Below are 11,976 nucleotides of genomic sequence, written 5' to 3' on the forward strand. Positions count from 1 at the left end.
TCTGTTCACCGTCCTTTGTTCACTGTCTTCTGTTAGATGGCGCAAGTCTATTCTGGCGTTAGCCAACAGAAGACAGTGAACAGAGGACGATGAACAGAAGACAGTAACCCTCTTTATCATGAGATTTAAATCATACATCGCTATCCTGTTTGTCGGGATGGCCCTGCTGTTGAGTAGCTGCGAAGACTACCTCGACATCAACCAGAACCCCAACAACCCCACCGATGTGGAGGCGGCTCTGTTGCTGGCTCCCATCCAGAACCAGTATGCATTGGGGATTCAGTTTGACGCCCGGTATATTGGCCGCTACGTCCAGAACTGGCAGAGTTCGGCGGCGGCCAACGATGCCTGGGACTTACATGGGTACGTACCGGCCAGCGATGCGGGTGGCGAACTGTGGCGGAACGTGTACTGGCGCGGTGGGCGTAACCTGCTTAATCTGATTTCAGACGCACAGACTAACCAGAAATGGGACTACGCGGGCGTCGGGCTTGTGCTACAAGCCTGGGGCTGGCAGATGCTGACCGACGTACACGGCGAGATTATCCTCGATGAAGCGTATGACCTCGACCCCAACAAGAACATCTTCAGCTACAACACGCAGCCGGAGGTGTATACCAAGGTGCAGCAACTGCTAACCGATGCGATCCAGAACCTGAACCGGGCCGATGGCAACGTTTCGTCGGTGCAGTTGGCGCGGGGTGACCAGATCTACAAAGGCGACCGCATCAAGTGGAAACGCTTTGCCTACGGCCTGTTGGCAATCAACGCCCACCACCTGTCGAACAAGAAAGGGACCTACAACCCCGACAAGGTGATGCAGTATGTGGATAGTTCACTCGTGAGCAATGCCGACGACGCCGTTATGACTTTCAACGGCCTGAGCACTGCCGATGCCAGCTTCTTTGGCCCTATTCGCCAGAACATGAACTCGTTTGTCCAGTCGAGCTACGTACTCCGGCTGCTCGATGGTACGGTGACCACGGTGAAAGACCCACGCCTGCCGATTATGCTCGTTCCCAGCGTCGACGGCGTCTACCGTGGCCTGAATCCGGGTCAGGGTCAGTCGACGGCCGCCTCAGCGCCGGTAGCCTCACGCACGGTAAACGTGTGGGGCCTGCCCGTCAACGTAAACCCACCCGTGGGTACGTTGGGTCGGTTCCTGTTTACCGACAAAGGACCGCTGCCACTGATGACCTACGCCCAGTTACAGTTCATCAAAGCCGAGGCAGCCTTCATCAAAGGCGACAAGGCTACGGCACTGGCCGCGTACAAAAAAGGCATCGAAGCTCACATGACGGCCTCGTATGTGAACGTACCTAGCGCCGACCGCACGGCTTTCCTGAACAACCCGCTGGTGGTGCCGACTGTCGCTGCCAACCTCACGCTCGGCCAGATCATGTCGCAGAAGTACATTGCGCAGTGGGGCTGGGGCTTCCTGGAGCAATGGGCCGATCTGCGCCGTTATAACTACAGCGCCGATGCGTTCCCAACGTTCGCCCTGCCCAACACATTCTACGGCGATAACGGGGGCAAACCGGTACAACGGCTCCGCCCGCGTTACAACTCCGAGTATGTCTGGAACATCCCGGCGCTGACCAAAATCGGCGGTTTCGATCTTGATTTCCACACCAAACCCGTGTGGTTCACTCAACCTTAATTCGTTTAATGTTTGAGGTTTAATGTTTAACGTTCGCACAACCAACGTCAAACATTAAACCTCAAACATTAAACTCTTTCCTATGAAACACCTTCTTTATCTCGTCGCGTCGGTAGGGCTGCTATTGGCTTCCTGCGAGAAAAACGCGCTGTCTATTCCGGCTGATATGGTTACCTCGGGCGCCCGCCTGAAGCTGATCAACGCCGCGCCTGATCTGCCGGGCGGTATTGAACTGGCTATCAACGGCAAAAAATTCAGTGCCAACGCGCCGAGCGGCGCCACGGCCACGAGCCCCGGTTTTGCCGTCGGTCTGCCATTCAATAGCACCTTCCCCGGCACGGGCAGCAACTACGCCATCGCATCGCCCGGTTCGGTATCGCTGAGCCTGACTTCGCCTGCCACCACGACAGTCGCCAGCGCTACGGCCATTGGCTCGACAACCGCCACCCTCGACGACAACGCGTACTACTCGTTGTTCGTAACAGGCACCGGCTCGCAGCCTGAAACCTTCTTGCTGAAAGATGACTTAGCACCACTTAGCCCGACGACCAATTTCTACGTCCGGTTTGTGAACCTGATTCCCGGAACGACCACGTACGACGTACTGCTCGCTGACGGCACGACGGTCGTTGCCCGGCAAGTAGCGTATAAAGCCGCATCGTCATTCATAACGGTGCCAGCTATCGGTAGCCAGTCGTTCCTATTGCGCGCGACGGGGTCGGCCACTAACATCGGGACAACTTATGCCTTCACCAGCGCTAATGATGGCCGGGTACTCACGCTGTTTGCTCGGGGCGTAACCGGCCGCACGGGAACCGCAGCACCCGCCCTAAACGGTTATGTGAACCGATAGCGTCAATCCTATACGCCCATTCGTTAAAGCGGCCAGCCCATCCAACGGGCTGGCCGCTTTTCGTTTAACACGTACCTGTGGGTTGGGTTAAAAACCTTCGGGTGGTATTCGGCGTATAGATGTGTATGTATGCGTCGCTCCTGCTCACCACACTCCTAGCCTGCCCCCCGCCCGATTCGACGGCTCCGCCCAAGCGGTTCAGTCTGCTCCCGCTGCCCGTTCTTTATTATACACCCGAAACCCGGCTAGGCTATGGCGTAGCCGCTACGGCCACGTTCCGCTTTCGGGGCGATACTGCGCGCAATGTGCGCCCTTCGCAAGTGACGCTCGGGGCAGTTTACACGCAGAACAAACAGTTGCTCTTTTACCTGCCTTTTCAGGTCTTCTATAAAAACAACCTGTATTTCGCTAATGGCGAGTTGGGTTACTACAAATACAATTACTTTTTCTTCGGCGTGGGGCAGCGCGACGTACCCAACGAGCTCTACGGGGTTAACTTTCCTCGGGTTCGGGTGAATGTGTTCCGGCGCATTTCGAAACCCAACCCGAGTAAGCCGGGGCGGGGCCTGTATGCGGGCCTTCGTTATCAATACGAGAACTACGCCATCACCAGCGTTACGGCCGACGGCTTACTAGCCACAGGCAACGTATCTGGCGGCCTGGGCAGTGTGCTGTCGGGTGTGGGCACGGGCCTGTTTTTCGACTCGCGCAACAATGTCTTTTACCCCAGCCAGGGTCTGGTTGCCGACCTGTCTTTTCTAAGCCAGGGAAAGGCCGTGGGTAGCGGGGTACGTTTCGACCGCTGGGTAGCCGACGTCGCCTCGTATCATCCGCTGAACCGACGCACGACGCTGGCCCTCAACTATGTGCTGAGTGTGACCACGGGCGGGGTTGCCCCTTTCAACGCACTCTCCCTGCTGGGTGGGACCAAACGCGGCCGCGGCTTCTACGAGGGCCGTTACCGCGACGATAACCTGGCGCTGCTTCAGGCCGAACTGCGCGTGAATGTATGGGGGCGGCTAGGTGTCGTTGCCTTCGGATCGGTGGGTACGTTGGGCAATCAACGCGATTTTCTCCGGCTCAACGACCCCAAAGCGGCCTACGGAGCGGGCCTGCGTTTTCGGGTCAACCGCGATCTAGTCAACCTCCGGCTCGACTATGGGCGAGGGGCTCCTTATACCGGCACGGGTTCCAGTGGGGTTTATCTGACCATCGGTGAGGCCTTCTAAAGACGTATGATCAATCCCTTCGTTGAGTAACCTTACTCAGGCTGGAAAGTAGGGTCCGCTTGTCCATTTGTAGGGCCGTCTGGCATCGGCTAGCACCTACCCTTGATAAATGCTTATCGATAATTCATAACTGTTACTAGCTTTGACGCGTTTACTGGACCGAAACCATTTCAAGCAAACCACGCAAACACCATGTCAAGAGGATTAATTATTTTCGTCGTTGTGGCTGCCCTGTTGGGTATGTATGGCTGTAGCTCATACAACGGCTTAGTTGATAAAGACACGCAGGTCGATAAGTCCTGGGCCAACGTGCAGACGCAGTACCAACGCCGCGCCGACCTGATTCCAAATCTGGTAAAGACCGTTCAGGGAGCAGCTAATTTTGAGAAAAGCACCCTGCAAAGCGTGATTCAGGCCCGCGCCAACGCCACTGGTATCAATCTGAACGCCGATCAGCTCACGCCCGAAAACATCCAGAAATTCCAGGCTGCGCAAGATCAGCTAAGCGGCTCGCTCTCGCGCCTGCTGGCTGTGGCTGAAAGCTATCCGCAGTTGAAAGCCACGCAGAACTTCTCGGAGTTACAGGCGCAACTGGAAGGCACCGAAAACCGGATTTCAGTAGCCCGCAACGACTTCAACGGCGTCGCTACCGAGTATAACCGGTCGGTGCGGTCGTTCCCGAACAACATCTTCGCGGGTATCTTCGGATTTAGCCGCAAAGGGCTGTTCGAAGCCAGCCAAGCCGCCCAAACCGCCCCCACGGTTGATTTTGACACGAAATAATGGTGAATGAGTGATTGAGCGAATGAGTGAATTTAGGGAATTGCCCTTTTCGCTCATTCACTCATTCGCTCATTCACTCAATTACTTATGACCCTCACCGCAGATCAGCAGGCGCAGTTGATGGCCGCCATCCGGCAGGCTGAGCGTGATACGTCGGGCGAAATCCGGGTGCATCTGGAAGAGCAGTGCCCGGAAGGCGACCCCATAAAACGCGCCATTGCCGTGTTTCAACACCTCGGCATGCACCAGACCAAGGAGCAGAACGGGGTGCTGTTCTACGTGGCGTATGGCGACCGGAAGTTTGCCGTTGTCGGTGATACGGGTATCAACACCAAAGTGCCTGCAAATTTTTGGGACAGTACCAAAAGCCTGATGCGCCAGCACTTTGCGGCCAACGATCTGGTGACGGGCCTGAGCCTGGGCGTCGAGCAGGCGGGACAACAACTGAAACAGTATTTTCCCTGCGCACCCGACGACGTCAATGAACTGCCCGATGATATTTCGTTTGGGTAAGCCCGCCAGGCAACAGCTTTGGCTATCTGAAAACACCCTGTTTGTAAACGACGAAGCGAAGGCTTCGATACGACACGCCTTGTGAACGCACCTACCTTGCCTACACGTCCCCTTTTGCTGCTTATCTGGGCAATCAGCCTGCTGGTTGCGCCGCACCTGTGGGCGCAGCAGGTTCCCGACGATAAGTTGCCCGCCCGCCCGGCACCGCCCCGTTTAGTCAACGATTTGGTGGGCATGCTCTCGCCCGGCGAGCAGGCTCAACTCGAGCAAAAACTGGTTACCTACAACGACTCAACGTCGTCGCAGGTAACCGTAGTGATTGTCAAATCGACGCAGCCCTATGAGCCTGCCGACTATGCGTTCTCGATTGGGCGGAAGTGGGGCGTCGGCCAGAAAGGCAAAAACAACGGGCTTGTGTTACTCTGGGCCACCGGCGATCGGAAGATCTACATCGCCACCGGCCGGGGGCTGGAAGGAGCCATCCCCGACGCCATCGCCAAGCGGATTATCAGCCAGATCATTGTCCCTAACTTCAAGCAGCAGCAGTATTATCAGGGCCTCGACGAAGCGACCACCGAGATCTTCCGGCGAGCCGGTGGCGAGTATAAAGCCGACCCAGCCGACACCGAAGAGGGCAGCCCGCTGGGTACGTTCCTGATCATCGCGTTCATCATTTTCTTCCTCTACATCTTCATCAAATCGCGCGGTGGTGGCCGGGGCGGCACAGGCTACCGTGGTGGTGGGGGTCCCGTTTTCTTCCCCTACAGCACCTTCTCAGGCTGGGGTAATTCCTCAGGCAACTGGGGTGGCGGTGGCAGCAGCGGCGGCGGTTTTGGCGGCTTCGGCGGCGGCGACTTTGGTGGCGGTGGTGCAGGCGGCGATTATTAAAACAGCGTATAGTTTCCCCTGTAAGTCTGCCAAGCAAACAGCCAAGCGGCCGTTGCGTTGGTTAACGCTTTAGGTTTAGCTGGTAAGATACCCCAACGTGAAATCCCCATTCATACCGGGTGGCGGTGGGTAACGTACCTGAATAGGCATCGCCCACCTGCAAGCCTGCTCCCAGTCGGGTTACCCGCCCAGTGAAAGCCCCAGCATTCACCAACACGTTACTTCTACGGCCAACAGCCAGTGATGGCCCTATCATAAAACAAACGCCTTTCGCCTCAGTAAGCGGCACACCCACGCCCAGGTGTCCGCCAAGCCGCACCCGCGCCGTTTCCGACCGGCTAATCATGTGAAAAAAGCCCGATAGCGCGGGCGTCAGCCAGTCCAACTCAGAGGCAGCCACTTTTCCATTCACGACCCCGTACGACTGTAATCGCTGGCTATAGGCGATGAATGACAGGCCGAAGCTCGTTACAATCTGGAGTTGATTGGGCTGGGCCAACGAAAACGGCTCGCTCCGTACCAATCGCCGGGCCGCACCGGCGGGTGTACTCTCATAAAATTGCAGCAGCACCGACTCTGTATTCTTGTCGGCCTTCGCCTGAAAAACAGTCGCGTAGGGGTTACGTTGTACTGCCTGATAGTGCGTAACCACATCGCCAAGTACCTGAGAGAGCTGACTAGCCAGATCCTCGGGAATAGCTTTCTGATGCAACCGAACGGCTTCGGCAATCACAAAGTCTGTAAAAACTGGCGCTGCTTGATCACCCCTTGCCGTAGTTGTTACAGACGCCGTTGCCGAAACGGTTCGGTGCTGTAGGGTCGCCAGCGCAAACTTTAAATACTCTGCATTTTCGACCGCAATACGTTCCACAGCCTGGCGGGCCTGGGCTTCGTCGGCCAATAGGGTCTGCGCCGAGGCCGTTAGCTGTTGCGCCGCCTGTTGGCAACGACGTTGCGCCTCCTGTTTAGGCAGCGTAGGGTCGTAGCGAATCTGCCGCAGTTGCTCACGTACCTGCTGCCACTTGTGCACCTCGTTCAGCCGGTTCCGGATCAGGCCATCGAGATCGACCACTGAAGCCGTTTCGAACCCACGCACGTCGTCGAGATCTACCTGCATGGGCGCGTAGAGCAACTGCGTGGGCGCCGCTCCCCGGCTTTTCATACCCATCATCGACTTCAGATCGACCCCGGCGGGAGCCGCCAGCGAGGCCACGGTTGTCAGTAAAGACGACATTGTTGTGCGTAGCGACGAGTCGAGGCTAAGGCCCTGCCGAATGACCAGTTCGGGCCGTAGAGCCTCCATATTCACGTTCCGCACCACCACGCGCACATCTTGAACACGGCGCATCGGGATATTTCGGTCTGGGCGGTATACCGTGTCGGCGCCAACGAGCGTCGCCCACCGACTGGCGGCTGGCTGTTGGTAATTGTAATCAATCAGTAGCGTCTGAGCCGATGCCGTAAACACACTGACGATCAATAGAAAAGCAAGAATAAGTCGATAGATCTGGCTCATAGTGGGAATTCGTAATTCTACAGTAGACATACTTATATAATGACCCGAATACCGAGATTGACCGTCTGAAATATTCCACTGTTTTTGCCCAGGATATACTGCGTCATAAACGCACTGAAACCAACTTGTAATGACGGCTGATATTGTAAGCCCGCGCCAACCTGCGTGTTCCAGCTGGTTTGCGCGAAAACACCGTCGGCATTCTTGGTAAGTCCAGCAGTATGGTTGACCAGCCCAACCAGCCCCAGACGGGTCTGAAGCTGGTATTGCACCAGCGCCGTAATGGGGATAGCCAAACTTCCACGTAATTGTTGCTTTGGCAATGAATAGACCAGACCGGGTTGTGCATACAGAAACAGCTTACGGCCTAGCTCATACACCCGGATTACCTGTAGCTGTAGCTGCGTCTGGCTCTCGCCGGGTTTGTAGATAGGCAGGTAGAGACCTCCCTGAAGCAGCAGACTTCGGTTGCGGGCAACGGGTTTCCAACGTACCCGCAGCCCCACCTGCGTAAATGCTTCTTGTGTGTCAAGGGCGGTCGACGCTGGGCCAAAAACGCCCCAGCCAGACGCATCGGGGTTAGCGTCGAGCCTCAGTTTTGTGTAGAGCAGATCGGCGCCGATGTTGAACCGGCTCGTTGCCGAGGCGCCACATGTGAACTGCAACTGATTGGTAAACTGGCTCAGCCGAAGATTCAAATTGGTCCGGCGCGCCTCGTTCGTAAATAGCTGATTGGTCGAGAACAGGCTGGCGAAGTTGTTCACTTCCACAAACCCTTTCGGCAGAATGATGGCCGATACCGTCGGAAAAAAGAACGGGTCGTTATAGGCCGAATCCAGCTTCTCCGCCCGCGTTTTTTGGGCGTATGTTGGCAGGGCAGTGAGGATGAAGAAGATAAAAAGGTACTTGTTCATAGGTCGTCAAAAGGCGGGGAAGGCAATTCATTTACAGACACTACAGGCTTGCCCGCTGATGTATTGGGAGCTACCCTCATTGCGCAAGGCACATAACCGAACAACCGTACCGGTTGTCGGCGACATAGCGATAATATCACCAGCATTGATTTGTCCAGATTTTACGACGTTTCCAAAGAACCGCTCACCGTTTGGTGCGGTCAGGACCACAAAACCTGTGAATTGTTTCTTGTCGGAAGTCAACTCCAGCATCAGTGTGAATGGCGGTGCCGCCGCCGTATATCGCTCTGTGTACACATTGTAGGCCGACCCGCCGAGCGTACTCGTTGTGTAGAAAATGCCGGTTTCGCAACCTACTGCCCCAGTCAGCGGATTGTTATCTACGTAGTATTTCACCCATTTCCCGTTGTAGCAAAACAGAAAGTAGTTGGGGCGGCAGGCGTCGCTCTGGTAGCTTAGAATCGGCGTTGTGCTACCTGTACCGACGTTGCCCGTATTGAGTCCGCTACCACTTGTAACTAGGGCGAAGTTCTCGCCTGCGTGGGTACCGTATTGATTCACGATCCGTACATTGACGTCGCTATTAGTCACGCCAGCTGGCACTTTCAGAGTTATTTCATCGGCGCTGCTGCGGATAAACTGACTCGCCGGAACGGCCGCGTTACCCACCCACACCTCGGACACCGTGTTGAAATGGCTACCCTTTAGCGTAAGCGCCGAGCCAGGAATCAGCCCCGTAGGTACGCAACGGGCTTTGTCGATACTTGGCGTGGGGGCACCTTTAAAATTCCATGCGTTCGACGTCCCTCCGCTGGTACGGACGGTCACGGCAACGTCGGCCAGACTACTGAACGTAGGGGCGGTCACTTTCAGGCTGGTGCTGGTATTGCTTCGGGCGGCCACCGTTTGTCCGCCAATCTTCACTTCCTGAACGCTCTGGAGATTCTGCCCGCTGATGGTGATCTCCGTACCGCCAACGCCCTGGCTGGGGCTGAGGCCACCAATCACCGGCGCGGGTTGCGGAATGTCGATGGTAAACGTCCGAAAGCTACAGTTTACCCCGGCGGCATTACGCAGGCAGATCGTACCAGTGGTGGAGTTGGCGGGTACGGTAGCCCGGATGGCATCACCCACCTGTTGAAATGAGGCTGGCGACGACGTCCCCCCGCCAAATCGCACTTCCGTTACCCCGTTGAGGAAGCTGCCTTCGATCAGAACGGTGCTCCCAACACGGCCTGATGACGGGGTCAGGTCGGTGGCATAGGGCAGGGGTTGCTGTACCGTGAACGGCAACGGGTCGGAGCTACCGTCGGCGTTTTGCACGCGCACGGTTGTGGCCCCCAGCGACATGTAGGGAACCTCGACCGTCAGCCGCGACTCCGACTGGCTTAGGATATCGGCGACTTCACCGCCAAATAACACCGTCGGGTTATCACCAAACTGGCTGCCTGTAAGCACCACCTCATCAAAAATGGGCGCTCGGGATGGGCTTACGGCGGTGAGTTGGGGTGGATATTTTTTCTTTTCGCAGGCTGTCAGGCTGACCAGTAACAGTACTACGATGAGTGATAAACGGTTCATAGATAGACAGAGGATGGCGTTTCGACAACTGTATATTCCATTGGTCACCAAGAAGTAACAACGAAACCCTACAGAACAGGCTTTCGCTACCGGTGCTCTTTAACCAAGATAGAAGTTGCGGCCCAGCCGGCTACGCCGCCATACTGGCTAGTCAGTATTTTAGGCGGCGTGGTCTATCTGGCAATGAACAGAAAATCACTGTTCGATTCATTGGGCGGGAACGGGCCCATTTTTACCCGCAGGTTCTGCTTTTCCAGGTACACCTTCAATTCACTAACCGTCAACACCTTATACTGGCTTTGCGCGGCTTCTTCGAGCTTGGCCAGCAAATGCTTTGCAAAAGGCGAGTGTTGCCCCCGCTGCCCATCAGCAACGACTTCTTTCCCACCCGACGACAGGTACAGGCGCGTGGCGGGTTTCAACTTTTCGTAAATGAACGCGGTTGGGCTAGCGGCATCGGCAACCCGGCCGCCCCGACTCAGACTATCGCCCCGAAACGCCGCCAGATCCTGCGTAGCAAAGTAGTTGTCGAAGGTGCCACCGTAACACACGTCGAGCGTCAGCAGCACGTGACGGCAGCGCAGGTTGCCCAGAATATTCTGTAAATCTGGGAATGACAGGTGTTGGGCGTAGGTTTCGTCGCTTTTCCGGGCGTCGCGCAACACCACGTACCCCTGCCTGAATACCGGGTCGAAATCGCCATGCCCCGCTACGTAGACAAACAACTGGTCGTTGGGGCCGAAGGTGCGGTTGGCGAGGCGGCGCAACTGGCGCAGGCAGCTGTCGCGATTGGCCGTGGTGAGCAGGGTGGTCTGGAAACCAAACCGCTCGCGTAACACGGCCTCGATCTGCTGGGCATCGTAGACCGGGTTGACCAATTTCGTGTAGGCCGGGTCGGCATACGTATCGTTGGCAATCAGCAACGCATAATCAGTTCGGGTAGTCTGGTTCGTGCTGCGGATAGCGTATCGCCCCGGTGCACTGGTCCCCTGCACTGTTTGGGCCTGTAGCCGTCCACCGTTTACTAAAATCAGCCCAAAAAGAAGCGTAAACACTAACCGACGCTTGTGATAAATAAATCCCATATATTGACTAATAGACTGGAATGTAGCTATTTGGATACTTTCGTCCCGAATACGTCTCTTCCCAATTTATTATATGGTAGTTCGCCTGATCGGCCTGCTTCTTTTGCCAACGGTAGTGACAGCCCAAGTCATTCAAAACATCCGCCACGAACCGTTCGGTAACGACATTATGCTGACCTATGACCTGACAGGTACGTTGCCGAGTCAGCAGTTTCTGGTAAAAGCCGTTTGCCAGAACGGTTCACAAACGATTCCGCTGCAACACACCGAGGGCAACGGGCTGGGACAGGTACGGGGCGGCACCAACCGGCAGATTATCTGGCACACCCTCGACGACACCCCCGAGCTGGTGGGCGACAACATTACGTTTACACTAACGGCCGTGTTGATCGAACGGGCAGCGACCACTAGCCGGGGCGACAACAGCAGCGAAAGCATGCGGCCAGCCCTATCGCTGGCCGACCGGAAAGCGCAGTTGTACAACGACCTCACGTCGCAGACCGACACGTACCTGGAACTGGTCTATAACGAGATTACGGCCTTCACGCTTTTCGGACAACGGGCCTTCGAGAGCCGGGCCGACTTCGAGAAACTGAACCATGAGATCGACCGTGTCAATGCAGCTTACGAAAAACTGCTGGCCAACAAAGAACCCTTCCGGCAGCAAATTCGCAGTTTATGGGGTAGCGAAAAGCTCAATGCCGATGCCGACCTGTTCTTTAACCGATCGCTGGATCAGCTACACCGCACGTTTCTGCTACCGCTCAATTCTGTTTTGAAGCGGATGAGCGACGTAGCCAGTGGGCAACTGAAACCGCGCGATCGCAACGAACTGATCAAACGCATTCAGTACGATATTGAAAACAAGACAGAAGGGCTGTTGCAGGAAATCAACTCGCTCAAGGGTAATGCCAGGGTCTTCTACACCAACTTGCAACAGTAACCACTACCCAC

The 11,976-nt window shown here is 56.0% G+C and carries 11 protein-coding genes; 7 read left to right on the forward strand and 4 right to left on the reverse strand.

The genetic code is table 11. The annotated features are described in order from the left end of the window. Nucleotides 1-118: 118 nt before the first annotated feature. The 6 genes from ACAW74_RS12875 (at nt 119) to ACAW74_RS12900 (ending at nt 5,926) form a co-directional block, all read left to right on the forward strand. Nucleotides 119-1,660: a SusD/RagB family nutrient-binding outer membrane lipoprotein gene (locus ACAW74_RS12875; protein WP_370698604.1), complete on the forward strand. Its 1,542-nt coding sequence runs from the start codon at nt 119-121 to the stop codon at nt 1,658-1,660. A gap of 82 nt (nt 1,661-1,742) precedes the next feature. After that, nucleotides 1,743-2,513, forward strand: a complete 771-nt coding sequence (locus ACAW74_RS12880; protein WP_370698605.1) for a DUF4397 domain-containing protein — start codon at nt 1,743-1,745, stop codon at nt 2,511-2,513. A gap of 125 nt (nt 2,514-2,638) precedes the next feature. Beyond that, nucleotides 2,639-3,742, forward strand: a complete 1,104-nt coding sequence (locus ACAW74_RS12885; protein ID WP_370698606.1) for a BamA/TamA family outer membrane protein — start codon at nt 2,639-2,641, stop codon at nt 3,740-3,742. A 192-nt stretch (nt 3,743-3,934) separates the two neighbouring features. Further along, nucleotides 3,935-4,525, forward strand: a complete 591-nt coding sequence (locus ACAW74_RS12890; protein WP_370698607.1) for a LemA family protein — start codon at nt 3,935-3,937, stop codon at nt 4,523-4,525. 87 nt (nt 4,526-4,612) lie between these two features. Continuing rightward, complete coding sequence (locus ACAW74_RS12895) at nt 4,613-5,038, forward strand: TPM domain-containing protein (protein ID WP_370698608.1); 426 nt, start codon at nt 4,613-4,615, stop codon at nt 5,036-5,038. Nucleotides 5,039-5,134: 96 nt separating this feature from the next. Continuing rightward, nucleotides 5,135-5,926 (forward strand): TPM domain-containing protein, encoded by a 792-nt coding sequence (locus ACAW74_RS12900; protein WP_370698609.1) that lies wholly within the window; start codon nt 5,135-5,137, stop codon nt 5,924-5,926. 61 nt (nt 5,927-5,987) lie between these two features. Here the strand turns inward: ACAW74_RS12900 and ACAW74_RS12905 are convergent, their stop codons facing one another. The 4 genes from ACAW74_RS12905 to ACAW74_RS12920 form a co-directional block, all read right to left on the reverse strand. After that, complete coding sequence (locus tag ACAW74_RS12905) at nt 5,988-7,442, reverse strand: LbetaH domain-containing protein (protein WP_370698610.1); 1,455 nt, start codon at nt 7,440-7,442, stop codon at nt 5,988-5,990. 32 nt (nt 7,443-7,474) lie between these two features. Next, nucleotides 7,475-8,356: a hypothetical protein gene (locus ACAW74_RS12910; protein ID WP_370698611.1), complete on the reverse strand. Its 882-nt coding sequence runs from the start codon at nt 8,354-8,356 to the stop codon at nt 7,475-7,477. 27 nt (nt 8,357-8,383) lie between these two features. After that, nucleotides 8,384-9,937 (reverse strand): IPT/TIG domain-containing protein, encoded by a 1,554-nt coding sequence (locus ACAW74_RS12915; protein WP_370698612.1) that lies wholly within the window; start codon nt 9,935-9,937, stop codon nt 8,384-8,386. Between the two features lie 173 nt (nt 9,938-10,110). Next, a complete protein-coding gene (locus ACAW74_RS12920; protein ID WP_370698613.1) occupies nt 10,111-11,022 on the reverse strand; it encodes a caspase family protein in 912 nt (303 codons plus the stop codon). 73 nt (nt 11,023-11,095) lie between these two features. Between ACAW74_RS12920 and ACAW74_RS12925 the strand changes: the two genes are divergently transcribed. Then, nucleotides 11,096-11,965, forward strand: a complete 870-nt coding sequence (locus ACAW74_RS12925; protein WP_370698614.1) for a hypothetical protein — start codon at nt 11,096-11,098, stop codon at nt 11,963-11,965. Nucleotides 11,966-11,976 lie beyond the last annotated feature (11 nt).

Source organism: Fibrella musci (assembly GCF_041321105.1).
GTDB classification, from domain to species: Bacteria; Bacteroidota; Bacteroidia; order Cytophagales; family Spirosomataceae; genus Fibrella; species Fibrella musci.

Coding starts and splice junctions, on each gene's coding strand:
- ACAW74_RS12875 (WP_370698604.1), top strand. CDS start 119: ATGAGATTTAAATCATACATCGCTATCCTGTTTGTCGGGATGGCCCTG.
- ACAW74_RS12880 (WP_370698605.1), top strand. CDS start 1,743: ATGAAACACCTTCTTTATCTCGTCGCGTCGGTAGGGCTGCTATTGGCT.
- ACAW74_RS12885 (WP_370698606.1), top strand. CDS start 2,639: ATGTATGCGTCGCTCCTGCTCACCACACTCCTAGCCTGCCCCCCGCCC.
- ACAW74_RS12890 (WP_370698607.1), top strand. CDS start 3,935: ATGTCAAGAGGATTAATTATTTTCGTCGTTGTGGCTGCCCTGTTGGGT.
- ACAW74_RS12895 (WP_370698608.1), top strand. CDS start 4,613: ATGACCCTCACCGCAGATCAGCAGGCGCAGTTGATGGCCGCCATCCGG.
- ACAW74_RS12905 (WP_370698610.1), bottom strand. CDS start 7,442: ATGAGCCAGATCTATCGACTTATTCTTGCTTTTCTATTGATCGTCAGT.
- ACAW74_RS12910 (WP_370698611.1), bottom strand. CDS start 8,356: ATGAACAAGTACCTTTTTATCTTCTTCATCCTCACTGCCCTGCCAACA.
- ACAW74_RS12915 (WP_370698612.1), bottom strand. CDS start 9,937: ATGAACCGTTTATCACTCATCGTAGTACTGTTACTGGTCAGCCTGACA.
- ACAW74_RS12920 (WP_370698613.1), bottom strand. CDS start 11,022: ATGGGATTTATTTATCACAAGCGTCGGTTAGTGTTTACGCTTCTTTTT.
- ACAW74_RS12925 (WP_370698614.1), top strand. CDS start 11,096: ATGGTAGTTCGCCTGATCGGCCTGCTTCTTTTGCCAACGGTAGTGACA.